At 67.7% G+C, this 24550-nt stretch carries 22 protein-coding genes; 11 read left to right on the forward strand and 11 right to left on the reverse strand.

Going from position 1 to position 24550, the window contains the following annotated elements; genetic code table 11:
- From RR928_RS01020 to RR928_RS01065, 10 genes are all read right to left on the reverse strand, one after another.
- Window positions 1–1438: tripartite tricarboxylate transporter permease (locus tag RR928_RS01020; protein WP_332681238.1), on the reverse strand; the 1438-nt coding region annotated here is incomplete at its 3' end.
- A 13-nt stretch (window positions 1439–1451) separates the two neighbouring features.
- The gene (locus RR928_RS01025; protein ID WP_332534002.1) at window positions 1452–1940 is read right to left on the reverse strand and encodes a tripartite tricarboxylate transporter TctB family protein; all 489 of its coding nucleotides are present in this window, start codon (window positions 1938–1940) and stop codon (window positions 1452–1454) included.
- A gap of 208 nt (window positions 1941–2148) precedes the next feature.
- On the reverse strand, window positions 2149–3942 hold the full coding sequence (locus tag RR928_RS01030) for a GspE/PulE family protein (protein WP_332534001.1): 1794 nt from the start codon (window positions 3940–3942) through the stop codon (window positions 2149–2151).
- The gene (locus RR928_RS01035) at window positions 3926–4276 is read right to left on the reverse strand and encodes a FlxA-like family protein (RefSeq protein WP_332534000.1); all 351 of its coding nucleotides are present in this window, start codon (window positions 4274–4276) and stop codon (window positions 3926–3928) included. The genes RR928_RS01030 and RR928_RS01035 overlap by 17 nt, the downstream gene beginning before the upstream one ends.
- Window positions 4277–4320: 44 nt before the next feature.
- A complete protein-coding gene (locus RR928_RS01040) occupies window positions 4321–5091 on the reverse strand; it encodes a spermidine synthase (protein WP_332533999.1) in 771 nt (256 codons plus the stop codon).
- Window positions 5088–5669 (reverse strand): DNA-deoxyinosine glycosylase, encoded by a 582-nt coding sequence (locus RR928_RS01045; protein ID WP_332548768.1) that lies wholly within the window; start codon window positions 5667–5669, stop codon window positions 5088–5090. Before RR928_RS01045 ends, RR928_RS01040 begins: the two co-directional genes overlap by 4 nt.
- Before the next feature lie 39 nt (window positions 5670–5708).
- Complete coding sequence (locus tag RR928_RS01050; protein ID WP_332681239.1) at window positions 5709–6536, reverse strand: TatD family hydrolase; 828 nt, start codon at window positions 6534–6536, stop codon at window positions 5709–5711.
- A gap of 15 nt (window positions 6537–6551) precedes the next feature.
- A complete protein-coding gene (gene lolD, locus RR928_RS01055; protein ID WP_332533997.1) occupies window positions 6552–7235 on the reverse strand; it encodes a lipoprotein-releasing ABC transporter ATP-binding protein LolD in 684 nt (227 codons plus the stop codon).
- Window positions 7228–8481, reverse strand: a complete 1254-nt coding sequence (locus RR928_RS01060) for a lipoprotein-releasing ABC transporter permease subunit (protein ID WP_332533996.1) — start codon at window positions 8479–8481, stop codon at window positions 7228–7230. Before RR928_RS01060 ends, lolD begins: the two co-directional genes overlap by 8 nt.
- Window positions 8482–8547: 66 nt before the next feature.
- Window positions 8548–9060: a MarR family winged helix-turn-helix transcriptional regulator gene (locus RR928_RS01065; RefSeq protein WP_332681240.1), complete on the reverse strand. Its 513-nt coding sequence runs from the start codon at window positions 9058–9060 to the stop codon at window positions 8548–8550.
- A gap of 134 nt (window positions 9061–9194) precedes the next feature.
- Between RR928_RS01065 and RR928_RS01070 the strand changes: the two genes are divergently transcribed.
- From RR928_RS01070 to RR928_RS01095, 6 genes are all read left to right on the forward strand, one after another.
- Window positions 9195–10205 (forward strand): Bug family tripartite tricarboxylate transporter substrate binding protein, encoded by a 1011-nt coding sequence (locus tag RR928_RS01070; RefSeq protein WP_332681241.1) that lies wholly within the window; start codon window positions 9195–9197, stop codon window positions 10203–10205.
- A 26-nt stretch (window positions 10206–10231) separates the two neighbouring features.
- Window positions 10232–11554: a sulfatase family protein gene (locus RR928_RS01075; RefSeq protein ID WP_332533993.1), complete on the forward strand. Its 1323-nt coding sequence runs from the start codon at window positions 10232–10234 to the stop codon at window positions 11552–11554.
- Window positions 11555–11604: 50 nt separating this feature from the next.
- Window positions 11605–12591: a phosphoglycerate mutase gene (locus RR928_RS01080; protein WP_332533992.1), complete on the forward strand. Its 987-nt coding sequence runs from the start codon at window positions 11605–11607 to the stop codon at window positions 12589–12591.
- Window positions 12588–14303 carry a single-stranded-DNA-specific exonuclease RecJ gene (recJ, locus tag RR928_RS01085; protein WP_332533991.1) on the forward strand — a complete coding sequence of 572 codons (1716 nt, stop codon included), beginning with the start codon at window positions 12588–12590 and terminating at the stop codon, window positions 14301–14303. The genes RR928_RS01080 and recJ overlap by 4 nt, the downstream gene beginning before the upstream one ends.
- 65 nt (window positions 14304–14368) lie before the next feature.
- The gene (locus tag RR928_RS01090) at window positions 14369–15229 is read left to right on the forward strand and encodes a 3',5'-nucleoside bisphosphate phosphatase (RefSeq protein WP_332533990.1); all 861 of its coding nucleotides are present in this window, start codon (window positions 14369–14371) and stop codon (window positions 15227–15229) included.
- Window positions 15230–15262: 33 nt separating this feature from the next.
- Window positions 15263–15898, forward strand: a complete 636-nt coding sequence (locus tag RR928_RS01095) for an L-threonylcarbamoyladenylate synthase (RefSeq protein ID WP_332533989.1) — start codon at window positions 15263–15265, stop codon at window positions 15896–15898.
- 303 nt (window positions 15899–16201) lie between these two features.
- Here the strand turns inward: RR928_RS01095 and RR928_RS01100 are convergent, their stop codons facing one another.
- Window positions 16202–17428, reverse strand: a complete 1227-nt coding sequence (locus RR928_RS01100; RefSeq protein WP_332533988.1) for a methyl-accepting chemotaxis protein — start codon at window positions 17426–17428, stop codon at window positions 16202–16204.
- A 188-nt stretch (window positions 17429–17616) separates the two neighbouring features.
- Here RR928_RS01100 and RR928_RS01105 point away from each other — a divergent pair, with 188 nt between their 5' ends.
- The 5 genes from RR928_RS01105 to RR928_RS01125 are packed head-to-tail and all read left to right on the forward strand — an operon-like array spanning window position 17617 to window position 24485.
- Window positions 17617–18285, forward strand: coding sequence for a site-2 protease family protein (locus RR928_RS01105; protein ID WP_332533987.1), 669 nt, complete (start codon window positions 17617–17619; stop codon window positions 18283–18285).
- A 40-nt stretch (window positions 18286–18325) separates the two neighbouring features.
- On the forward strand, window positions 18326–19627 hold the full coding sequence (locus RR928_RS01110) for a tryptophan--tRNA ligase (protein WP_332533986.1): 1302 nt from the start codon (window positions 18326–18328) through the stop codon (window positions 19625–19627).
- A gap of 40 nt (window positions 19628–19667) precedes the next feature.
- Entirely contained in the window at window positions 19668–20381 is a 714-nt protein-coding gene (locus RR928_RS01115; RefSeq protein ID WP_332548760.1) for a response regulator transcription factor, read from the forward strand.
- A gap of 15 nt (window positions 20382–20396) precedes the next feature.
- Window positions 20397–22148, forward strand: a complete 1752-nt coding sequence (locus RR928_RS01120) for a FecR domain-containing protein (RefSeq protein WP_332533985.1) — start codon at window positions 20397–20399, stop codon at window positions 22146–22148.
- Window positions 22149–22160: 12 nt separating this feature from the next.
- On the forward strand, window positions 22161–24485 hold the full coding sequence (locus RR928_RS01125) for a CHASE2 domain-containing protein (RefSeq protein WP_332533984.1): 2325 nt from the start codon (window positions 22161–22163) through the stop codon (window positions 24483–24485).
- Window positions 24486–24550 lie beyond the last annotated feature (65 nt).

A 24550-nucleotide genomic window follows, 5' to 3' on the forward strand; every position in this document is an offset into this window, starting at 1 on the left:
CCAGTGCCAGGAAGCTCGCGGAGATGGGACGCGTCACGAACACGCTCCAGTCGCCGCGCGACAGCAGCAGCGCACGGCGCAGGTTTTCTTCCATCATCGGGCCCAGGATGAAGCCCAGCAGCAGCGGTGCGGGTTCGGTGCCCAGCTTGTGGAACACGTAGCCCACGAAACCGAAGATACCGACCATCCACACGTCGAACTCGCTGTTCTTCGTGCCGTACACACCGATCGCGCAGAACAGCACGATGGCGGGGAACAGCCAGCGGTAAGGAACCGTCAGCAGCTTGATCCAGACGCCGATCAGCGGCAGGTTCAAGATGATCAGCATCAGGTTGCCGAGCCACATCGAGGCGATCAGGCCCCAGAACAGTTCGGGGTTGCTGGTCATCACCTGGGGACCAGGCTGGATGTTGTGGATGGTCATGGCACCCACCATCAGCGCCATCACGGCGTTGGGGGGGATACCCAGGGTCAGCAGCGGAATGAACGAAGTCTGCGAACCGGCGTTGTTGGCCGACTCGGGAGCACACACGCCACGGATGTTGCCTTGACCGAAAGGAACTTCGCCCGGCTTGAGCTTGGTCTTCTTTTCGATGGTGTAGGCAGCAAAGGCCGACAGCATGGCGCCGCCACCAGGCAGGATGCCCAGAGCCGAACCCAGAGCCGTACCACGCAGCATTGCGGGAATCATGCGCTTGAAGTCTTCTGCGGTAGGCATCAGACCCGTCACCTTGGCGGTGAACACTTCGCGCTCGTCTTCGGGCTTGGACAGGTTGGCAATGATTTCGCCGTAGCCGAACACACCCATGGCGATCACGACGAAGTCGATGCCGTCGGTCAGTTCAGGGATGTCGAAGCTGTAGCGGGCCACGCCGGAGTTCACGTCGGTGCCGACCATGCCGAACAGCAGGCCCAGCACGATCATGGCAATCGCCTTGAGCAGCGAACCCGAAGCCAGCACCACGGCGCCGATCAGGCCCAGGGTCATCAGCGAGAAGTACTCAGCAGGGCCGAACTTGAACGCGACTTCCGTCAGCGGAGGAGCGAACGCAGCCAGGATGACCGTGCCCACGCAACCAGCGAAGAACGAACCGATACCGGCAGCCGCCAGCGCGGGACCCGCCCGGCCTTTTCGCGCCATCTGGTAGCCGTCGATCACGGTCACCACCGACGAGGACTCGCCCGGCAGGTTCACCAGAATCGCGGTGGTCGAACCGCCGTATTGCGCGCCGTAGTAAATACCGGCCAGCATGATCAGCGCCGCCACGGGAGGCAGAGCGTAGGTCGCGGGCAGCAACATGGCGATGGTCGCCACGGGGCCGATGCCCGGCAAGATGCCGATGAGGGTACCCAACAGACAGCCGATGAAGCAGTAAATCAGGTTTTGGAAGGTAAAGGCAACGCCGAAGCCGAGTGCCAGATTGTCAAGAAGTTCCACGAACGATGCTCCCTTAACCCGTGATGAAGCTAGGCCACACGGGGAACTGCAAATTCAGCGCCCAGACGAAAGCCCCATAGCTACCCACAGCCAGGCAGGTCGCCAGAATGGCAACTTCCTTGGTGTTGAAGGAGTAGCCACCCAGGCTGGCGATGAACACCAGGCCGTAGATCGCGACGATCAGGCCGAACTGGGGAATGCCCAGTGCAGGAACACCGACCAGCAGAATGCCGAACGCGAAGTTGGCAGCCAGGATGAAGAAGACTTGCTTCCACGCCCACTTGCCGATCTTGTCGCCGTCAGCGGTTTCGACGATCAGGCCCTTGGCGCCGATGGCAATACCGAGAATGGACATCAACACGCCCAGGATCAGCGGGAAGTACCCGGGACCCATGCGCGCACCCGTACCAACGTTGTAGTCCACTGCACCGATCGCGAAAGCGAGACCGATGACCAAGAACATCAACCCGGAAAAAAAGTCTTTTTGACTCTTGATTTTCACAAAAATGTCTCCTAGACGGAAATCACGATGCCGCGATTGTGGGGCCTGAAAAGTTGTGTCCGAATGTGGATTCCACCTACAAAGGCCATTCCCAAAACACTACATTTCGAGGCAGAGAATCGGCCCGCAGCCCGCATGCAGCCTGGGTTGTCGTGATTTCAGGAAGGGCCAGCGCGCAGCCACCCAAGGGTTTCCCCCGGGGTTGAAATCAGCCCAGCAGAGGCGTCGCGCCTATGACCTCGGGCAGCGTGGTCAGACCTTCGGCCACGCGCAGCGCCCCGGCCAGGCGCAGCGGGCGCATGCCATCGGCCACCGCCTGGCGGCGCAGGCCGTCGATCGACGGCGCGGCATGGATCATTTCCTTGAGTGCTTCACTCACGGTGAGCAGCTCGTAGAGGCCAGTGCGGCCCTTGAAACCCGTCATGCGGCAGTCGGTGCAGCCCACGGGCTGATAGGGGCGGTAGCCGCCGTTGAGCTTCCAGGGCTTGACCGCCTCGGCCAGGTCGTCGCGCGCCGACGCCTCGTCGGGCTGCTTGCACTGCGGGCACAGCGTGCGCACCAGCCGCTGGGCCAGCACGCCCAGCAAGGTGGCGTTGATCAAATAGGACGGAACGCCCAGCTCCATCAGCCGGCTCACGGCGCTGGGCGCGTCGTTGGTGTGCAGCGTGGAGAACACCAGATGGCCGGTGAGCGCGGCCTGCACCGCCATCTCGGCCGTGGCCAGATCGCGGATTTCGCCGACCATGATGATGTCGGGGTCCTGGCGCATCAGCGCGCGCAGCCCTTCGGTGAAGCCGAAGTCGAGCTGCGTCTGGACCTGGGTCTGGTTGAAGCTGGGCTCTATCATTTCGATAGGGTCTTCGACCGTGCTGACGTTGACTTCCTCGGTCGCGATGCGCTTGAGCGTCGCGTACAGCGTGGTGGTCTTGCCCGAGCCCGTGGGGCCGGTCACGAGAATGATGCCGTGCGGGCTGCGCACCAGCGACTCCCAGCGCTGGGCGTCATGCGGCGCAAAGCCCAGGCCGGCGAGATTCTTGACCGCGTTGTCGGGATCGAAGATGCGCATCACCATCTTCTCGCCGAACGCCGTGGGCAGCGTGGACAGCCGCATTTCGACTTCGACGCCGCGCGGATTGCGGGTCTTGATGCGGCCGTCCTGGGGGCGGCGCTTCTCGACCACGTCCATGCGGCCCAGCAGCTTGACGCGCGCGACCATGGCGTTGAGCACGCCCATGGGCAGGTGATAAACCGGGTGCAGCACGCCGTCGATGCGAAAGCGGATCACGCCCTGCTCGCGCCGCGGCTCGAGATGGATGTCGCTGGCGCGCTGGTCGAATGCGTATTGCCACAGCCAGTCGACGACGCGCACCACGCCCTGGTCGTTGGCGTCGAGCTGCTTGTTGGTATTGCCCAGCTCGACCAGCTGCTCGAAGCTCGCGGTGCTCGCCGCGCCGCCGGTTTTCTGCGCGGCGCGCACCGACTTGGCGAGTGCGAAGAATTCCGCGGTGAGGCGCTTGATGTCGAGCGGATTCGACATGACGCGGCGCACCTTGCGCCGCGCCTGGCGCTCGACTTCGGCGACCCAGTCGTCGATCAGCGGCTCGGAGGTGGCAACCACCACTTCATCTGGCGTGACCTGTACCGGCAGCACCTTGTGGCGCTCGGCGTAGCTCGCGCTCATGGTCTCGGCGACACGGCCGGCGTCTACGCGCAGCGGGTCTATGCGCAGATAAGGCAGGCCGCAGCGCTGGGCCACGTATTGCGTCAGCGCCTCGACATCGAACGGCGGCGCGCCGTCGGCGCGTTCCATCGCCACATGGGCCAGCCGCACCAGCGGGTGCAGGCTGCTTTCGGCCTGCGAGCAGCGCACGATGGTGCGCTCGGCTTCCTCGGCCGTGATGATGCCGTCGGCCTGCAGCCAGCGCACGATGCTGCGCCACTGCAGCAGCCCGGCCTCGGGCCGTTCTGCGACCAGGCGCGCGGCGTCAGGCGAAGGTGTCAACCTGCGAACCCAGCGTGCTCACCGCCTGGGTGCGGCGCTCGCTGTCCTTCTCTTCGGTCTTGGCCTCGGGCTGCTGGGCCTGGGCCTTTTGCAACTGCGCCTGCTGCTGGGCGCGCTGCAGGGCTTCGATCTGCGCCTGCACGGCCATGATCTGGGCCTGCAGCAGCTTCTGCTTTTCCTGCCTGACCTTCACATCCCCCTCGGACGTCGCGAGTTCCTTGAGGTCTTTCTGCAAGGATTGGATCTGCTTTTGCAGTTGTGCAATCTGGCTGGCCGTGGCGCGTGAGTTGCTGGCCGGCGAGGACGAAGTGGAGGAGGTGGAGCTGACTTGCATGTCTGCCATTGTGCCCCTGTTCACCCGCCTGCCGCCACTGCCTTTCAGCGTTTTACGACAGGTTTGAAGCCGCGCGGCCACTTCGCTGCAGGCAGGTCCCAGCGCGACTGGATCATCTGCGCGCGCTCGTCGAGCACGGCGCGCGCCGGGCGCGAAGCCGTGCGCTGGGCCAGCACCACGGTATTGCCTTCGCGCGTGGGCTTGAACGCCCACAGTGCGTCCTCGCCAAACGCTTCGGCCATCTTGGCCAGGCTTTTCTCGTAGCTCGACGAGCGGCCGAACAGGTTGACGGTCATGCAGCCGTCTTCGGTCAGCAGCGCGCGGCAGTCGGCATAGAACTCGGCGCTGTCGAGCACGGGTGCGGCCGCGTCGTGGTCGTAGAGATCGACGGCCAGCGCATCGACCTGGTCTTCCCAGCCGGGGCGGCGGATCTCCTCGGCCGCGTCGGCCAGCACCACCTGCAGGCGCGCCCCGTTGGGCGGCAGCTTGAACCAGCTGTGGCAGACGGCGATCACCTGCGGGTTGAGCTCGATGGCCGTGGTCTGCATGCGCAGCTTCTTGTGGCAGAACTTGGTGATCGCGCCCGCGCCCAGGCCCAGTTGCACGGCGTAGCGCTTGGTCACGCTCGCCGGGTCGACAAACAGCAGCCAGGCCATCATGCGCTGCACATATTCGAGTTCGAGCGCGAACGGCTCCTTGAGCCGCATCGAGCCCTGGATCCAGGGCGTGCCCAGGTGCAGATGGCGCACTTCGCCATCGTCCGAAACACTGACTTCGGGCAGCTCTACGCTGTCATTTTTCTTGCGGGTCGTCACGTTGTCACCAATCCAGCGGCGACCATGGCTTCATGCCAGGCCGCGCGTTTACGTTCAAAACTCCAGCCCGCGTTCGCGGGACTGGTCGAAGGCAGCTTCAGCGCCTGCAGCGGCGCGGCGCCGGGCAGGTGCAAGGCGGCCTGCGCCGCGTCCGCATGGCGAAAGCTTTCGGCGCCGTTGTGCGCGAGCACGCGCAGCTGGGGGCATTGCGCGCGCAGCGCGGCGAAATCATTGACCTGCGGCCGGCGTATCGCGGCGTCCAGGCTGCCCTGGCGCTCGCAGCTGTCGTACACATCCCAGACGCCCAGACCGCGCTCGAGCAGCCAGGCGCAGCGCCCCGCGTAGTCCTGCGCGCCGGGCTGGGGATGCTGCGGCCACAGGGACTGCAGCAGGCGCCAGAACTGGTTTTGCGGATGGGCATAGTACTGCTGGCGCGCCAGCGAGGCCACGCCAGGGAAGCTGCCCAGCACCAGCAATTGGGTGCGCGCACCCACCACGGGGGCCAGGCCCTGCAGACGTGCGTAGTCCGCCGGCAGCATGGCGGCAGAAGGGGAAGGCAATTGCTGCGGCACAGTCATCTGCCTGCATTCTGGCCCGAAACCAGTGCTGCGCGCTGGTCAGGCGGTATTCAGCGCCGCCAGGCCGGGCAGCGCCGCGCAGGCGTTGCGCGTGGTCGCCACGGCGAGATCGGCCAGCGGCATGCCGCGCAGTCCGGCAATGACTTGCGCGATGCGCGGCAGCTCGGCCGGGCTGTTGCGGCCCTGGGGCAGCCCCGCGGCGCGCTGCTCGGCCGTGGTGTAGACCCAGTGCGGCGGAATATCGGGAGCATCGGTCTCCAGCACCAGCGCCGACAGCGGCAGCTCGGCCGCAAGCCGGCGCAGCTTGTGCGCGCGCTCATAGGTCGCCGCGCCGCCAAAGCCCAGCTTGAAGCCCAGATCGATGAACATCTGCGCCTGCTGGGCGCTGCCGTTGAACGCATGGGCAATGCCGCCGCGCACCGGGGTGGCGCGCAGCTGCTGCAGCAGCTTGTCGCTGGACTGGCGCACATGCAGGATCACGGGCAGATCGAAGCGCCGCGCGAGCGCGATCTGCGCGCGGTAGATCTGCAGCTGCCTTTCGGCGTCGAGTCCGGGAACGAAGAAATCCAGGCCGATCTCGCCCACGGCCAGCAGCCGCGCATCGGCGCGCCTGGCGGCCAGCTCCTGCGCCAGCAGATCGAGGTCTTCGTCGGCCGCCTGGGGCGTGTACAGCGGATGTATGCCCAGCGCATAGCTGTCGCCGCCCGCATGCGCGAGCTCGCGCACGGTCTGCCAGTTGCTGCGCTCCACGGCGGGAATCACGCAATGGCCCACGCCCGCGCTGCGACCCGCAGCACGCACTGCGCTGCGGTCCGCGTCGAATTCGGGCGCGTCGAGATGGCAGTGGGTGTCTATCCAGAAAGCCATTGCGCCCTGCCCGGCTCAGCCCAGCTGCCCCTGCACGATGCGCACCACGCGGTCGCACCTGGCGGCCAGCGATTCGTCGTGCGTGACCATCACGAACGCCGTGCCCTTGTCGCGCGCCAGGCCCAGCATCAGCGCGAACACCGCGTCGGCCGTGCTGCGGTCGAGATTGCCGGTAGGTTCGTCGGCCAGCACGCAGGCCGGCTCGGTGACCAGCGCGCGCGCGATCGCCACGCGCTGGCGCTCGCCGCCCGACAGCTCGGAGGGGCGGTGCTGGACGCGGTCCTGCAGGCCCACCAGGGTCAGTATCTGGCGCGCGCGTTCGCGGCATTCGTCCACGGGCAGGCGGCGTATGCGCAGCGGCATGGCGACGTTGTCGAGCGCGCTGAACTCGGGCAGCAGGTGGTGGAACTGGTAGATGAAGCCCAGGTGCTGGTTGCGCAGCTTGCCCTGTGCCTGCGGCGTCAGGGTATTGAGCTCCTGGCCCTTGAGCCAGACGCTGCCTTCGCTGGGCGCGTCGAGGCCGCCGAGCAGGTGCAGCAAGGTGCTCTTGCCCGAGCCCGAGGCGCCGACGATGGCCAGGGTCTCGCCCGCGGCCACCGACAGATCGACGCTGCGCAGCACCTGCACATCGAGCCGGCCTTCGGTGAAACGTTTGCTCAGCGCGCGCGCCTGCAATACAACAGCTTGGGAATTATTCATAACGCAGCGCCTCCGCAGGGTTCACGCGGCTGGCACGCCAGCTGGGATAAATGGTCGCCACGAACGACAGGATCAGGGAAATGACGGCGATCGGCGCGATGTCCGAGCTTTGCGGCTCGCTGGGCATCTTGCTGATCAGATAGATGTCCTTGGGCAGGAAGCTGGCGTTGAACGCATGCTCGATGGCCGGCACGATCACATCGATGTTGAGCGCAATGCCCAGGCCCAGCGCCAGGCCGGCGAGCGTGCCGATTACACCGACCATCGCTCCCTGGACCATGAAGATGGTCATGATGCTCTGCGGGCTCGCGCCCAGCGTGCGCAGGATGGCGATGTCGGCGCGCTTGTCGGTCACGGTCATGACCAGGGTCGAGACCAGATTGAAGGCCGCGACGGCGACGATCAGCGTCAGGATGATGAACATCATGCGTTTCTCGAGCTGCACGGCCGAGAACCAGGTCTTGTTCTGCTGCGTCCAGTCGCGGATCAGCAGCTGGTCGGTCAGCGAGTCGGCGAGCTCGCGCGCCACCTGGGGCGCCTCGTGCAGGTCCTTGATCTTCAGCCGAATGCCGGTCGGGCCTTCAAGGCGGAACAGCCGCTGCGCATCCTCGTGGTGCAGCATCACCAGCGCCGAGTCGTATTCGTAGTGACCGGAGTCGAACGTTCCGGCGACCGTCATCTGCTTGAGGCGCGGCACCACGCCGGCCGGCGTGACCTGGCCGCCGGGAACGATCAGCGTGACCGCATCGCCCGTGCGCACGCCCAGCGAACGCGCCAGCTCCACGCCCAGCACCACGCGGAACTCGCCGGGAACCAGCTGCTTGATCGCCTCGGCGTTGGCCGGAGCGAGATCGGTGACTTCGTGCTCCAGCGCCGGATCGATGCCGCGCACCAGCGTGCCTTTCATGTCTTCGCCGCGCGCGATCAGCGCCTGGGAAAACACGAACGGCGCCGCGCCCACCACTGCGGGATTTTTCCGGGCTTCGGCCAGCGTGCGCTCGACGCTGGGCAATGCCGCGCCCTGGGGCGCGAAGATTTCGATATGCGAGACGACGCCGAGCATGCGGTCGCGGACTTCCTTCTGGAAGCCGTTCATCACGCTGAGCACGATGATCAGCGCGGCAACGCCCAGCGCAATGCCCAGCATGGACACACCGGAGATAAAGGAGATGAAACCATTGCGGCGCGTAGCGCGTCCCGCACGGGTGTAACGCCAGCCCAAGGCCAGCTCATAGGGTATTTGCATGGTGGTCGCATTGTGGCATTGCCAGGACATGTCCCTGGCAATGCGCGGGAGGTTACGGATATAGGCTCAGCGCTGGCCTTTGCTGCGCTCCACGCGCGGCAGGCTCGCATAGCGGCTGTCGTTCTCCAGCGCCTGTGCCTGCTGCTGCAGCCGGGCGAGCATCGCATCGAACTGCGCCAGTTCGGTGTCATCCAGCGCCGCGACCAGATCGACATGCAGCTGGGCCATGCGCGGCAGGATCAGCGCATACATGCGCCGGCCCTCTTCGGTCAGGTGCACGGCAATCCGGCGGCGGTCGCCCTGGATGGGCGTGCGCTGCACCCAGCCGCGCTCCTCGAGGCGGCTGAGCGCGCGCGAAGTGCGCGCCCGGTCCAGCCGCGCCAGCGCGGCCAGCTCCGACGAGAGCAGGCCTTCGTGCGTGGCCAGCGTGGCCATCACGCCCCACTCGCGGCGCGGCAGGCCGAACCCGGCTTCGCAGACGCGCGTCGCCAGGCCGCCGGCCGCACCGAAGAAACGGCTGACGCGAAACAGCAGCATCTGCTGGATGGCTTGGGGAGGCTTGCGGGTATTCATGGACATGGGTTGATTAGAACAATTGAGCCCGGGTCTTCTAGATTCGGGTTCCCGACCGGTGCGAGGCATGCGGCTCAGGGTCTGCGCGGCGTGATTTTCGCAAAGCGCGTGTTCCACCTTTTGCAGGAAGCTGATCGACCATGTTTTCTCCCACCGTCTCTTCCCGCCTGGCCCGTGCGGCCCTGGTCCCCGGCCTGATCGCACTGGCGCTGGGCCTGGCCGCGCTGCCCGCGCCGGCCCAGCCCGCAGGCGACGCCGCCGCCTGGCCCGCCAAGGCGGTGCGCATCATCGTGCCGTTTGCGCCGGGCGGCGCGGCCGACCTGATTGCGCGCGGCCTGGGCGAAGTGCTGCAGCGCGAGACGCGCCAGGCCTTTGTCGTCGAGAACCGCCCGGGCGCGGGCGGCAACATCGGCGCCGGCGCGGTCGCCAAGGCCCCGGGCGACGGCTACCAGTGGCTGATCGGCCTGGACACCACGCTGACCGTGAACCCGCTGATCTACAAGAGCATGCCGTTCAGGAACAGCGAGCTGCGTCCGGTGATGGTCATGGCCTCGCAAGGCATGCTCGTCGCCGTGAGCCCGCAGACCGGCATCCAGTCGCTCGAACAGTTCATTGCCCATGGAAGGAAAAGCACGCTCAATCTCGGCTCGGCCGGCTACGGCACGCCAGGCCACCTGGGCGCGACCATTCTTGCGCACAGCACCGGCGCCAGAGTCAACCACGTGCCCTACAAAGGCAATGCGCCGGCGACCACGGCGCTGCTGTCCAACGAAGTCGACGGCGGCATCATCAGCTCGACCGCGCTGCTGCCCCATCTTGCGGGCGACAAGGTCGTGCCCCTGGCCGTGACCACGCGCCAGCGCAACCCGCTGCTGCCCCAGGTGGCCACCGTCGGCGAGCTCGGCTACAAGCCGCTGGAGCAGGAAGTGCTGTTCGCCGTCTGGCTGCCGCAGAGCACACCCGAGCCGCTGGTGCAGAAGATCCAGGCCCACCTCGAACGCGCGCTCAAGGACGGCAAGCTGCAGGAGCGCCTGCGCGCCAACGACCTGTTCCACGAAGGCCTGACCGGCGACGCCGCGGCCCAGCGCCTGCAGGCGGTTGCCGAGCGCTACCGCGTGGTGATACAGGCCGCGGGCATGAAGATGGAATGAACCGTTTTCCACAGAAGAAGCATGCAATGACACGTCCCAACATCATTTTCATCGTCGCCGACGACCTCGGCTATGCCGACCTGGGCTGCTACGGCGGCCGCGACGCCGTCTTCGGCCCGGTCTCGCCGGTGCTCGATCAGCTCGCGCGCGGCGGCCTGCAGTTCAGCCAGGGCTATGCCAACTCGCCCGTGTGCTCGCCCACGCGCTTCGCGCTGGCGACGGCGCGCTACCAGTACCGCCTGCGCGGCGCGGCCGAGGAGCCGATCAACAGCAAGACGCGCGGCACGCCGCTGGCCGCCAGGCTGGGCCTGCCGCCCGAAGTGCCGACCGTGGCCGCGCTGCTCAAGGGCGCGGGCTACCGCACGGCGCTGATAGGCAAGTGGCACCTGGGCTATCCGCCGCTGTTCGGTCCGCTGCGCTCGGGCTACGAAGAATATTTCGGTCCGATGTCGGGCGGTGTCGACTACTTCACGCACCAGAGCTCGTCGGGCCAGCATGACCTCTGGGTGGGCGAGGAGGAACACCACGACGAGGGCTACCTCACGGACCTGCTGTCGCAGCGCAGCGTCGACTATGTCAACCGCATGGCCGCGGGCGATGCACCGTTCTTCCTGAGCCTGCACTACACCGCGCCGCACTGGCCCTGGGAAACGCGCGATGACCGCGCGAGCGCGCAGACGCTGGCCAGCATCACCCACCTCGCGGGCGGCAACGTCGAACAGTACCGCCGCATGATCCACCACATGGACGAAGGCATAGGCTGGATCGTCGACGCGCTGCGCGCCAACGGCCAGCTCGACAACACCTTGATCGTCTTCACCAGCGACAACGGCGGCGAGCGCTTCTCGGACAACTGGCCGCTGGTCGGCGGCAAGATGGACCTGACCGAAGGCGGCATACGCGTGCCCTGGATCGCCCACTGGCCGGCGCGGATTGCCGCGGGGCGGCGCAGCCGCCAGCAGTGCATGACCATGGACTGGTCGGCAACGGTGCTGGACGCGGCCGGCGTCGCCGGCGATGCGCACCATCCGCTGGACGGCGTCTCGCTGCTGCCGGTGCTGTGCGCCGAGAACGCCGAGTTCGCGCGCGCCCTGCACTGGCGCATGAACCACCGCGGTCAGCGCGCGCTGCGCGACGGCGACTGGAAATACCTGCGCGTCGACGGCCACGACTACCTGTTCAACATTGCCGACGACGAGCGCGAGCGCGCCAACCAGGCGCAAGCCCAGCCCGAACGCCTGGCCGCGATGCGCGCCGACTGGGAAGCCTGGAATGCGACCATGCCCGCCATTCCCGACGATGCGAGCGTGAGCCTGGTCTGCTCGGCCGCGGACATGCCGCAGCGCTGAGCACGACCCCAGGCCGCAAGCGGACACGCGCGCTGCCCGACAATAGCGGCATGTCCCCGACCCCGACCGCTTCCCTGTCTTCGCCTGCCAGCGCCCTCTCCGCCCACACGATTGCCTTTGCCAGCGCTGCCGAAGGCGCGGCGGCGCTGTGGCCCACGCTGCAGCTGCCGCACCTGCAGCAGCTGCTCCAGCATGCGGCGCTGGTGCGCAGCGACCTGGGCGAGGAAACCGACTTCTGCCCGCCGCACGAGCGCGCCTGGGCGCGCGCGCTGCAATTGCCGGTCGATGACAGCGGCGTGCCCTGGGCCGCATGGGCACAGCAGGCCGCAGACCCCGCGCCGCAAGCGCGGGCCTGGGCCTGGATGTCGCCCTGCCACTGGCGCATTGGCGCCGACACCGTGCACATGACCGACCCCGCGGAACTGGGCCTGGACGAGGAACAGTCGCGCGCGCTGCTCGACATTCTCGCGCCCTGGTTTGCCGAAGACGGCATCACGCTGCAGTACGAGCGTCCCGACCGCTGGCTGGCCAGCGGCGCGCCACTGGACGGCCTGCGCACGGCTTCGCTGGACCGGGTGCTGGGCCGCGACGTGCGCCGCTGGCTGCCCGATGCCAAGACAGCGCGCACCGTCAACCGCCTGCACAGCGAAGTGCAGATGCTGCTCTACACCCATGCGTTCAACGACCAGCGCGCCGCGCGCGGCCTGGCGCCGGTCAACGCGTTCTGGCTGCATGGCGCGGGCCGGCTGCAGGCGCCGGTGCCCGTGCAGCCGCTGCCCGATCATCCCGAACTGAGCGCGCTGCGCCTGGCCGCACTGCAGGAAAACTGGCCCGCCTGGGGCCAGGCCTGGCAGGCGCTGGACGCAGGCCTACTGCGCGAACTGCTGGCCGCGCATCTGCGCGGCGCGGCCGTGGAGCTGACGCTCAGCGGCGAACGCCATGCGCTGACCTGGCGGCCGCAGCGCCCCGGCGCCTGGCAAAAAGTCCAGAATATCTTCAAGCCAAAGGGCTTGCCCGACCTGCCCTCCATGCTATGAACATCATCGAACGCAACATTCCCGCCGCCATGCTGTCAGAACTGCAGCAGGCGGGCATACATCCGCTGCTGGCCCAGCTCTACGCGGCGCGCGGCGTGCACTCGGCGGCGGAGCTCGACGATGCGCTCAAGCACCTGCTGCCCCCTTCGGGCCTGATGGGAATCGCCGCCGCGGCGCGGCTGCTCGCCGATGCCATCGCCAGCGACCGGCGGCTGTGCATCGTCGCCGACTATGACTGCGACGGCGCGACCGCCTGCGCGGTCGCGGTGCGCGGCCTGCGCCTGCTGGGCGCGCGCCATGTCGACTATCTCGTGCCCGACCGCGTGGTCGACGGCTACGGGCTCACTGCCTCGATCGCGCGGCGCGTCAAGGAACGCGGCGCAGACATGCTGATCACGGTCGACAACGGCATCAGCAGCGTCGAAGGCGTGGCCCAGGCGCGCGCGCTGGGCATGCAGGTGCTGGTCACCGACCACCACCTGCCCGGCCCTGCGCTGCCCGAGGCCGAGGCCCTGGTCAATCCCAACCAGCCGGGCTGCACGTTCGAGAGCAAGTCGATGGCCGGCGTGGGCGTGATGTTCTATGTGCTGCTGGCGCTGCGCGCCGAGCTGCGCGCGCGCGGCGTCTTCGACCAGGCCAGCCAGCCGCGGCTCGAGCCGCTGCTGCCGCTGGTCGCGCTGGGCACGGTCGCCGACGTGGTCAGGCTCGACGCCAACAACCGCCGCCTCGTGGCTCAGGGACTCAAGCGCATACGCCAGGGCCAGATGCAGCCCGGCGTCGCCGCGCTGTTCGACGCCGCGGGCCGCAAGTCACGCGTTGCCACCACCTTCGATTTCGGCTTTGCGCTGGGCCCGCGCATCAATGCCGCGGGCCGGCTGGCCGACATGACGCTGGGCATCGAATGCCTGCTGACCGATGACCGCGGCCGTGCGAGCGAGCTCGCGCACACGCTGGATGCAATCAACCGCGAACGCCGCGTGATCGAAGGCGGCATGCGCGAGCAGGCGCTGCTGATGGTCGAAAGCCTGTTTGACGAAGGCGACGAGGCGCCGCCGGCGGTGAGCGTGTTCGATCCCGATTTCCACGAAGGCGTGGTCGGCATCGTCGCCTCGCGCATCAAGGACAAGCTGCACCGCCCGAGCTTTGTGTTTGCCGCCAGCGCCGCGCCCGGCCACGAGCATGAGCTCAAGGGTTCGGGCCGCTCCATTCCGGGCTTTCACCTGCGCGACGCGCTGGACCTGGTGGCCAAGCGCCACCCCGGCGTGCTGCTGCGCTTCGGCGGCCACGCCATGGCCGCGGGCTGCACCATTGCCGAGGAGCACTTCGAGGTCTTCGACCAGGCGCTGGCCCAGGTCGCCAAGGAATGGCTGGACGCCGCGACGCTCACGCGGCGCATAGAGACCGATGGCCCGCTCGCACCCGAGTACTGCGATGCCGACCTGGTCGACAAGCTGCACCAGGAGGTCTGGGGCCAGGGCTTTGCCGCGCCCACGTTCAGCGAGGAAGTCGACGTGCTGTCGCAGCGCCTGGTCGGAGAGAAACATTTGTCGCTCAAGCTGCGCCACCGCGGCCAGCCGGTCGACGGCATCTGGTTCGGCCACACCGACCCGCTGCCCGAGCGCGTGCTGATCGCGTTTCGCCTCGACGTCAACGAATGGCGCGGCGAGCGCCGCGTGCAATTCCTTCTGGAAGGCGCACAGACCAACGGCTGAAGGCGGCGGCAAGGACTATGGCCTGACCCGCTCCCAGGCCGCAAAGCCCGGCCTACAATGGGTCCGTGACCACTTACCTCAACGCCGACCTGCACTGCCACTCCATTGTCTCGGACGGCACGCTGACTCCCCCCGAGCTCGCGGCGCGTGCGCGCGCCAACGGCGTGGAGCTGTGGGCGCTGACCGACCATGACGAGATCGGCGGCCAGAAACAGGCTGCGGCCGCGGCGCGTGCCGAAGGCATGGCCTATCTCACGGGCGTGGAAATCTCGGTGACGTTCGCCAACGAGACCGTGCATATCGTGGGCCTGGGCTTCGACGCCGACAACGCGGCGCTGGAGCAAGGACTCGCAGAAACTCGCGGCGGCCGCGGCCCGCGGGCGGTTGAAATGGCGCGCCAGCTTGAACTCGCGGGCATTCCCGGCAGCTACGAAGGCGCGCTGCGCTACGTGGGCAACCCGGCGCTGATTTCACGCACCCACTTCGCGCGCTTTCTGGTCGAGACCAAGGTCTGCCGCGACATGGGCGAAGTGTTCCGCAAATACCTGACCGAAGGCAAGCCCGGCTTCGCGCCGCACCGCTGGGCGCGGCTGCAGGACGCCGTGCAGTGGATCACGGCCGCGGGCGGCGTGGCGGTGATCGCCCACCCCGCGCGTTACCGTTTCTCGGCCAACGAGGAATACGCGCTGTTTTCCGAATTCAAGGCGCATGGCGGCCAGGGTGTCGAAGTCGTGACCGGCAGCCATACGAACGCCGAATACATTACCTATGGTTCGATGGCCCAGGAATTCGGCCTCGCCGCCTCGCGCGGCAGCGACTTCCACAGCCCGCACGAATCGCGCACCGACCTCGGGGCCCTGCCCCTGCTGCCCGGTACGCTGACCCCTGTCTGGGAACTGCTGGCCGAGCGCATTCAGCAGCCCTGACGTCCTCTTTCCCTTGCCACGGAGCGCTTGCAAATGGCCCAGTACTTTGAAGCCCACCCCGACAACCCCCAGCCGCGCCTGCTCAAGCAGGCTGCGACGCTGCTGCAAAAAGGCGGCGTGCTCGCCGTGCCCACCGATTCGAGCTACGCGCTGGTCTGCCATCTCGACGACCGCGACGCCGTGGAGCGCATTCGCCGCATCCGCCAGATCGACGAGAAGCACCATCTGACGCTGCTGTGCCGCGACCTGTCCGAGCTGGCGAACTACGCCCAGGTCGACAACCGCCAGTACCGCCTGCTCAAGCTGGGCACGCCAGGCCCCTATACCTTCATCCTCGATGCGACCAAGGAAGTGCCGCGCCGCGTGAGCCATCCGCAGCGCAAGACCATAGGCCTGCGCGTTCCCGATCGCAAGGGACTGCTGCTGCTGCTCGAACTGCATGGCGCGCCGCTGCTGGCCTGCACCTTCATTCCCCCGGGCGAGACCGAGCCGCTGAACGACCCGCAGGAAATCCGCGAGCGCTTCGAGAAGCTGCTCGACGGCATCGTCGACGCCGGCGCCTGCCCGCAGGAGCCGACCACGGTGCTGGACCTCACGACCATGGCCAATGGCGGCGATGCGACGCTGGTGCGCCAGGGGCGCGGACCCTTGGGGCCGTTGGGGCTTTGAGTTGCGACGTACTGCCGCTGCGCCCTGAAACGCCCTTCGACAGGCTCTCAAAAAACAGTTTCTTCGACAATTAAATCAAGTACTTAGAAAGCACTCGATTTGCGCAAACAGCGACGAACGCTTCCAAACCGTTCGTGGTGAGCCTGTCGAACCATGAACGACCTGTCCCCATGACTTGAGCGCAGGCCGTTCATCCTTCGACAAGCTCAGGACGAACGGGGGACGAGGCCCGCTGTTTCTTTTGAACGCCTTGCGAGACCTCGGCTCGCTTACCCCGCTCAGGGCGAACGAAAAACCGTTCGATCAATCCGCCAGCGCCAGCGCCGGACGCGTTGAAACGGCGCGGCTGACCACGACCGTTGCGGCGCCACCCTCTTCGTCATCGAGCTTGAACGCCCCGACCGCAAGCTGCAGATCGCGTGCGCGTTCCGACAGCGCCTGGGCCGCATGACCGGCCTGGCCGACCAGGCTGGCATTTTCCTGGGTCGCGCCGTCCATGTGCGCCACGGCCAGGTTGACCTGGGCAATGCCTTCGCTCTGCTCGGTCAGCGCCTGGGAAATTTCGCCCAGCAGACCCGTGACCTGGCCGACCGCGCCGACGATTTCCTGCATCGTCTTGCCGGCCTGGCCCACCAGGCCCGAGCCGCTTTGCACCTGGTCCACGCTGGCCGTGATCAGCGCCTTGACCTGCTTGGCGGCCTCGGCCGAGCGTCCGGCCAGGCTGCGCACTTCGCTCGCGACCACGGCAAAGCCACGGCCCTGATCGCCCGCGCGCGCGGCTTCGACGGCGGCGTTGAGCGCCAGGATGTTGGTCTGGAACGCAATGCCTTCGATCACCTGGATGATGTCGACGATCTTGCGCGAGCTGCCGCTGATCGCTTCCATGGTCTGCACCACCTGGCCGACGACGATGCCGCCGCGTTCGGCCGTGGCCGAGGCCCCGACAGCCAGGCCGCTGGCCGAATGCGCCCGGTCGGCGTTCTGGCGCACGGTGGCCGTGAGCTGCTCCATGCTGGCCGCGGTCTGGGTCAGCGCCGCCACCTGGTCGTCGGTACGGCGCGACAGATCGACATTGCCGGCATCGATCTCCGACGCCGACACGCAGATCGAATCGCTGGACTGCTGGATGCGCCCGACCAGTTCGGTCAGCGTGTCCTCCATGGTGCCCAGCGCGCCCAGCAGGCGGCCGAAGTCGCCCTGCAGATCGGAGCTGAACTCCTGGCTCAGATCGCCGGCGGCAACGGTTTCGGCAATCAGGATCGCCTGCTGCAGCGGCCGCACTATGCCCTGGCGCAGGCTGACCCAGGCGATGACTGCGAGCGCGCAGACCGCGCTGCCCAGACCCAGCACCCACCAGCGCACCTGCTGCACCGCGGCCTGGGCCACATCGGTCGCACCGCCCGATTCGAGTGCGTGATCGGCCGCGCCAAGGGACCAGGCGACAACCACCATCATCGCCACCATCAACGCGCAGATGCCGCCGAAAGCAATTACCAGCCGCGTACCAATCTTCCAGCTACCGAATCCCATGTCTGTGCCTCTTTCTGCGCCAGGCGCAACTGTCTCAGTGTTGTAGTGGTTGTAGGAATGACCTGCCAGACGACAGTGCAGGCACAGATCCAATTGCATTTTGCAATAAATTGACAATTTGCCGCTCAGGACATGCCCGCAGCCGACGCTAGCGCACGGAAAACGCGCCGGTCTGAGACAATCATCGCGTGGACTTCTCCAATCTCATCCAAACCGTACTCATCTATGCCCTCCCCGTGCTGTTCGCCATCACGGTCCATGAGGCCGCCCATGGCTATGCCGCGCGCTACTTCGGAGACAACACCGCGCACATGCTGGGACGCATCACGCTCAACCCGCTCAAGCACATCGATCCCGTAGGCACCATCCTGATGCCGCTGATGCTGTACTTCGCGACGTCGGGCGCGTTCCTGTTCGGATACGCAAAACCCGTGCCGGTACAGTTCGGCAACCTGCGCAACCCCAAGCGCGACATGATCTGGGTCGCGCTGGCCGGGCCGGCGTCCAACTTCTTCCAGGCCATTTTCTGGGCCATCGTGCTGGTGGTGCTGGTGACCCAGGGCGTGCAGGAGCGCTTCTTCGTCGAGATGGCGCGCGCCGGCATTCTGGTCAATCTGGTGATGTGGGCGTTCAACCTGTTCCCGCTGCCGCCGCTCGACGGCGGGCGCATTCTCGTGGGCCTGCTGCCCTGGAAGCTCGCCAACCAGGTCGCGCGCATAGAGCCGTTCGGCTTCTTCATCGTGCTCGCGCTGGTGGTCATGGGCGTCGTCGGCACCATCTGGCTGCGCCCGCTGATGACCCTGGGCTACAGCGCCATCGACCTGCTGCTGACCCCGCTGCTCGCGCTGCTGCGCTGAGCGCCCCCCTTTTTGTTTATTGCGACGTATTGGTTTTTCCATGGCTACTACCCGATTTCTCACCGGCATCACACCTTCGGGCACCCCCCATCTGGGCAACTATGTGGGCGCGATCCGCCCGGCCGTGCAGTCGAGCCAGCGCGCCGACGTGCAGAGCTTCTACTTCCTCGCCGACTACCACGGCCTGATCAAGGGCGCCGACCCGCAGCGCCTGCAGCGCTCGACGCTGGAGATTGCCGCGAGCTGGCTGGCCGCGGGCCTGGACCCCGAAAAGGTGATGCTCTACCGCCAGTCCGACGTGCCGGAAATCCCCGAGCTGTGCTGGCTGCTGACCTGCGTCACCGGCAAGGGCCTGCTCAACCGCGCCCATGCCTACAAGGCGTCGGTCGACAAGAACGTCGCCGCGGGCAATGACGTCGACGCCGATGTCACCGCCGGCCTGTTCATGTACCCGGTGCTGATGGCCGCCGACATCCTGATGTTCAAGGCGAACAAGGTGCCCGTGGGCCGCGACCAGGTCCAGCACCTGGAAATGGCGCGCGACATCGCCTCGAGCTTCAACCACCTCTACGGCGAACTGCTGGTGCTGCCCGAAGTCGTGATCGACGACAACGTCGCCACCTTGCCCGGCCTCGACGGCCGCAAGATGAGCAAGAGCTACAACAACACCATCCCGCTGTTCACGCCGCGCGAGCAGTTGCGCAAGCTGATCAACGGCTTCACCACCGACTCGCGCGCGCCCGGCGAGCCCAAGGAGACCGAAGGCTCGGCGCTGTTCCAGCTGTTCCAGGCCTTTGCCTCGGCCGAGGAGACCGCGGCGCTGGCCGCGCAGTACGCGCAAGGCATTGCCTGGGGCGACGCCAAGCAACGCGTGTTCGAGCGCCTGGACCAGGAAATCGCGCCCATGCGTGCGCGCTATGAAAGCCTGATGGCCGACCCCGCGCAGATCGAGAAGATCCTGCGCGTCGGCGGCGAGCGCGCGCGCGCGCTGGCCACGCCGTTCACCCAGCAGCTGCGCGAAGCCGTGGGCCTGCGCAGCCTGGCGCAAATCCAGGCGCCGAAAGCCGACAAGGCGCAGAAGTCGGCCCTGCCCCAGTTCAAGCAGTATCGCGAAGCCGACGGCAAGTTCTATTTCAAGCTGGTCTCGGCTTCGGGTCAGCTGTTGCTGCAAAGCACGGCCTTCGACGCCCCCAAGGAAGCCGGTCAAAGCATTGCCCGACTGCAGCAGCAGGGCACGGCCGCGTTGGCCGAGCTGGCTGCGCGTCTGGCGCCCGTCGATGGCGTGGGCCAGGACGAAGTCGCCAAGGCACTCGATCAACTGCTGGCTGCGGCCAACGCCTGAAGGCGTTGCAATCCGATGTGAGCCATGAAAAGGAGCGAAGATGCGCCGAATAGCTGTCTTGGATGATGACCCGCTGTACCTGGAAATGGTGCAGCAGGTCGTGCAGGGCGCCGGCCATGTCTGCCGCACGCACGCCACGGGCTCCGCGCTCATGCAGGAAATGCGGCGCGAGACTTTCGACCTGCTGATCGTCGACTGGGAGCTGCCCGATACCTCGGGTCCGCAGGTGGTGCACTGGGTGCGCGAGCAGTTCGGCAATGAAATGCCCATTCTGTTCATCACCCATCGCAGCGAAGAGTGCGACATCGTTGCCGGCCTGGGCAGCGGCGCCGACGACTTCATGGTCAAGCCGGTGCGCATGGGCGAACTCAGCGCGCGCATCCATGCGCTGCTGCGCCGGGCCTATCCCGACAGCGACGAAGATGTGCAGGACTTCGGCCCCTACCGCTTCACCTCCTCGACGCAATCGCTGGAGTTCAACGGCCAGCCCGTCGAGCTGACGCACCGCGAGTTCGCGCTCGCCAAGCTGCTGTTCCAGAACCAGGGCCGGCTGATGTCGCGCGACCACCTGCGCGATGCGGTCTGGGGCCACAGCGCCGAAGTGCTGTCGCGCACGCTCGACACCCATATCTCGCGCCTGCGCCAGCTGCTGAATTTGCGCCCCGGCCAGAGCTACACCATCTCGGCCATCTATGGCTATGGCTACCGCCTCGATGCACGCGATGCGCCCGTGGCCCTGCCATCACCGACCTGACGGCCTGTCCTGCCCATGATGCTTCGCCGCCCCCGCTCCCCCCTGTCCCGACCCGCGCTGTGCTGCATCAGCGGCCTGCTGCTGGCCTGGAGTTGCGCCGCGTCCGCGCAGACGCCCGCGCTGGTGGTCGACGGCCTGATCGCCCACCGCGTCGCGCCGGGCGACACGCTGGAGCAGATCGCGCGCCAGTATCTGGGCGACCACCGCCTGTGGCCTGAACTGCAGTCGTTCAACCGCGTCGCGAATCCACTGCACCTGCAGCCGGGCTTCACGCTGCGTTTCCCCGACCGCCTGCTGCAGATGGCGACGGCATCGATAGAATTTGTGCGCGGCCCGGCCGTGGCGATCTCGCCCGCGCGCCGCGCCGGCGACAGCCAGGCACCGGCCGCGCCGCAGCGCCGCAATGTGCAGGCCGGTGAAACGCTGCAGGAAGGCGATCAGCTGCAACTCGACGCCGATTCTTTTGTCTCGGTGCGCCTGGCCGACGGCTCGCTGGTGCGGGTACAGGCCCAGTCCGACGTGCAGATACAGCAGATGCGCCGGCGCGGCCGCGCGGGCAGCATGCAGTCGGTGCTGGACCTGCGCTCGGGAGCGCTGGACGCGACGGTCACGCCCGCGCCCGCGAGCCCGCCGCGCTTCGAGATCCGCACTCCCGTGGCCTCGACCAGCGTGCGCGGCACGCGTTTCAATGTACAGATAGCCGACTCGGGCCGCACCATTGCGGCCGTGGACCAAGGCTCGGTCGCCGTGACCAGCGCCGCGGCTGCGCGCCCGGGCGCCAGGCCGGCGGCCGTGCTGGATGCAGGCCAGGGCCTGGCGGTTTCCGCCGATGCCATCGTGGGCGCGCCCGGCGCGCTGCTGCCCGCGCCCGAACTGGCTGCGCTGCCCGAACGCTTCGAAGATGCGCATTGGCTCGACATCTCCTGGCCGGCGATTGCCGGTGCCAGCAGCTACCAGCTGCAGGTCGCGCGCGACGCGCAATTCAGCCAGGTGCTGCGCAGCGCGACCGGCGAGACGCCGCAGCAGCGCTTTGCGGCCCTGGACGACGGCGACTACTTTCTCGCGCTGCGCGCGCTCGACGCCCAGGGGATTCCCGGGCGGCTGGCACAGCGCGGCATACGCATCAAATCCCAGCCCGTGCCGCCGCTCTACCAGACCCCGGTGGCCGCAGGCGTGCTGGCCCAGGGTGCAGGCATGCTGCAATGCACCGGCGTGCCCGGCGCCATCGCCTACCGCATCCAGGTCGCGGGCGCAGCCGGTTTCGCCCAGCCACTGCGCGATGCGCGCGTAGACGGCGACTGCCGGCTGTCGGTCGCCGAACTGCCGGCAGGCGCCTACCAGTGGCGCGCGGCCAGCATACGCAGCACGCCCGCCGATGCCGCCGACCAGGGGCCGTTTGCCGCGGGCCAGCCGTTCACCGTGGCCGCCCCTCCCGCGGCGCTGGCCGCCAACGACATCGTCCTGGGCATGCAGGACGACACGGCGCAGCTGAGCTGGCCGGGCCAGTCCGGCCACAGCTACCGGCTGATGGTCGCCAGCGATCTGGCCTTTGCCCAGGTGCTGCATGACGCCGTGCTGCAGCAGCCGCACTGGTCCGCGAGCACGCTGCCGCCCGGGCGCTACTACGTGCAGCTGCAGATCATCGACCGCAGCGGGCTGCGCAGCCGCTTCTCCGCGCCGCGCGAGTTTGCCGCCGGCAACACCGTGCGCGACGGCTCGGGCGCGATTTTGCGCACCGGCGCCGACATGCCGCTGCATCGCCAGTAAGGCGCCGCCTTGGTGCCGCCCACTGCCCCTGCCCGGCGCCGCCTGCGCTGGCAGCGTCTCGAATGGGCGGCGCTGGCGCTGGCGATCTTCGCACTGGTGCTCTGGTTCAGCGGACCGGGCCACTTCGCGCGCACCAACGCCGCCGTACAGGATATCGCCACGGGCCTGAACCAGCCCGTCGCAGCGCCCGACATCGTCATCGTTGCCATCGACGACGCGAGCATTGCCGCGATCGGCCGCTGGCCCTGGCGGCGCGCGCTGCACGCGCAGCTGCTGCAGCAGCTCTCCAGGCAGCCGCCGCTGGCCATAGGCATGGACATCCTGTTCAATGAAGAGGACCTCGACTACCCCGGCGACGATCTGATGCTGGCGCGGGCCATCGCGCAAAGCGCGCGCGTGGTGCTGCCCGTGGTGCGCAGCAACCCCGGCGCCCGCAGCCCCGCCGACCTTCCGCTGGCCGCGCTGGCGCAAGGCGCGCGCGCGCTGGGCCATGTCCATGTGCAGGTCGACGGCGATGGCGTGGCGCGCAGCTATTACGCCTACCAGGGGCCGCCGCAGCAGCCCTGGCCGCATCTGGCCCTGGCCATGCATTGCATGGTGGAGACCACCGCCCCGGCCTGCGCGCCCGCGGCGGCCGCTTCGACTGCGTCCGCCACCGATGCCGGCTGGCAACGCCTGCAGCGCGAGATCATCCGCTACGCCAAGCCGCAGCCGCCATTCACGCGCTATTCCTATATCGACGTGCTGCGCGGCGCCATTCCCGCGGCGGCGTTCCGCGACAAATATGTGCTGATCGGTGCCACCGCCACCGGCCTGGGCCCGGGTTTTTCGCCGCCGTCGGGCACGGGCCTGCGGCAGCTGCCGAACGTGGACATGCTGGCCCATGTGCTCAACGACACGCTGCAGCACCGGCCCCTGCAGGCCGCCACGCCCTGGGCCAACCGGCTGTTCAATGCGTTTCCCGTGCTGCTGGCGCTGGTCGGCCTGGCGGTGCTCGGTCCGTCATCGGCGCTTGCAGTCTGCGCCGGGCTGCTGGGCCTGACGCTGCTGGCCGCGGCGCTCGCGCCGCTGGCTTTCGGCGTGCAGTTCGCGCCCGCGGCCGCGCTGGTCGCGCTGGCGTTCATCTACCCGCTGTGGAGCTGGCGGCGCCTGAACGCCGCGGCCCATTTCCTGGGCCTCGAAATGCAGGACCTGCAAAAAGGCTTGCCTATGATGCAGCCCGCACCCCAGACCGGCGGCGACTTTCTCGCGCGCCGCATCAGCGCGGTCGAGCATGCATCGCGCGAACTGCGCCGCCTGCACCATTTCGTCAGCGAAAGCCTGCTGCAGCTGCCTTCGGCGACCTTTGTCTGCGACGACCAGGGCCGGGTGCTGCTGGCCAACACGCTGGCCCAGCAGTACGCGGCCGGCGTGGGCCAGCGCGCGGTCACGGGCCTGGCGCTGCCGACGCTGCTCCAAGGCCTGCGCGACCGCGACAGCGGTGCCACGCTGCTCACGCCCGAAAGTCTGCGCAGCGCCGAGGCACCGCTGCACCTCGAAGGCGAAGACCGCCAGGGCCGCAGCCTGATGCTGCTGCGTAAACCGCTGGCCACGGGCACGGCCAGCGGCTGGATCATCACTCTGGTCGATCTGAGCGCCATGCGCCAGGCGCTGGCCCAGCGCGATCAGGCAATGCACTTCATCTCGCACGACATCCGCGCGCCCATAGGCGCCATCATCACGCTGCTCGACATGCGCGAGGCCAACGCCGGCCCGGCCAGCGCCGAACTGCTGCAGCGCATAGAACGCTATGCCCAGTCTTCGCTGACGCTGGCCGACGATTTCGTGCACCTCGCGCGCGCGCAGAACCAGCCGCTGCGCCAGGAAGCGGTCGACCTTGCCTGGGTGCTGGAACAGGCGATAGACGACTGCTGGGCCCAGGCGCAGGCGCAAGACATGGAGCTGTCGTTCCTGCCGCCCGAAGAAGCCGCCATGCTGCAGGGCGACGCTTCGCTGCTGCGCCGCGCCATCGTCAACCTGATAGGCAATGCGATCAAGTACGGCCGGCCGGCGCAGCCCGCGGCCGGCGGCGCGCGCATCGAATGCACGTTGGCGGCACGCGGCAACGCCTGGGCGCTGTCGGTGCGCGACCAGGGCCCGGGCATTCCCGCCGACCAGCAGGGCCGGCTGTTCCAGGCCTTCGACCGGCTGCAGAACCAGAACAACGCCCAGACCAGCGGCGTGGGCCTGGGCCTGGCATTCGTGCACACCGTGGTCATGCGCCACGGCGGACAAATTGAAGTGGCGAGCAGCGCGGGCGCGGGCAGCATGTTCACGCTGGTGCTGCCGGCAGGCTAAACATCCTGCGCCATGCACGCTGCGTGGCGTCCGCCCTGAGCAAATGGCCGTTCGCCCTGCGCAAA

The organism is Comamonas sp. (assembly GCF_036666375.1).
Lineage (GTDB): Bacteria > Pseudomonadota > Gammaproteobacteria > Burkholderiales > Burkholderiaceae_C > Comamonas.

Bases quoted from the DNA above. Each gene is read 5' to 3' on its own strand.
- RR928_RS01035 (WP_332534000.1), bottom strand. From the start codon at position 4,276: ATGCAAGTCAGCTCCACCTCCTCCACTTCGTCCTCGCCGGCCAGCAAC.
- RR928_RS01045 (WP_332548768.1), bottom strand. From the start codon at position 5,669: ATGACTGTGCCGCAGCAATTGCCTTCCCCTTCTGCCGCCATGCTGCCG.
- RR928_RS01050 (WP_332681239.1), bottom strand. From the start codon at position 6,536: ATGGCTTTCTGGATAGACACCCACTGCCATCTCGACGCGCCCGAATTC.
- lolD (WP_332533997.1), bottom strand. From the start codon at position 7,235: ATGAATAATTCCCAAGCTGTTGTATTGCAGGCGCGCGCGCTGAGCAAA.
- RR928_RS01060 (WP_332533996.1), bottom strand. From the start codon at position 8,481: ATGCAAATACCCTATGAGCTGGCCTTGGGCTGGCGTTACACCCGTGCG.
- RR928_RS01065 (WP_332681240.1), bottom strand. From the start codon at position 9,060: ATGTCCATGAATACCCGCAAGCCTCCCCAAGCCATCCAGCAGATGCTG.
- RR928_RS01070 (WP_332681241.1), top strand. From the start codon at position 9,195: ATGTTTTCTCCCACCGTCTCTTCCCGCCTGGCCCGTGCGGCCCTGGTC.
- RR928_RS01075 (WP_332533993.1), top strand. From the start codon at position 10,232: ATGACACGTCCCAACATCATTTTCATCGTCGCCGACGACCTCGGCTAT.
- RR928_RS01080 (WP_332533992.1), top strand. From the start codon at position 11,605: ATGTCCCCGACCCCGACCGCTTCCCTGTCTTCGCCTGCCAGCGCCCTC.
- recJ (WP_332533991.1), top strand. From the start codon at position 12,588: ATGAACATCATCGAACGCAACATTCCCGCCGCCATGCTGTCAGAACTG.
- RR928_RS01095 (WP_332533989.1), top strand. From the start codon at position 15,263: ATGGCCCAGTACTTTGAAGCCCACCCCGACAACCCCCAGCCGCGCCTG.
- RR928_RS01100 (WP_332533988.1), bottom strand. From the start codon at position 17,428: ATGGGATTCGGTAGCTGGAAGATTGGTACGCGGCTGGTAATTGCTTTC.
- RR928_RS01110 (WP_332533986.1), top strand. From the start codon at position 18,326: ATGGCTACTACCCGATTTCTCACCGGCATCACACCTTCGGGCACCCCC.
- RR928_RS01115 (WP_332548760.1), top strand. From the start codon at position 19,668: ATGCGCCGAATAGCTGTCTTGGATGATGACCCGCTGTACCTGGAAATG.
- RR928_RS01120 (WP_332533985.1), top strand. From the start codon at position 20,397: ATGATGCTTCGCCGCCCCCGCTCCCCCCTGTCCCGACCCGCGCTGTGC.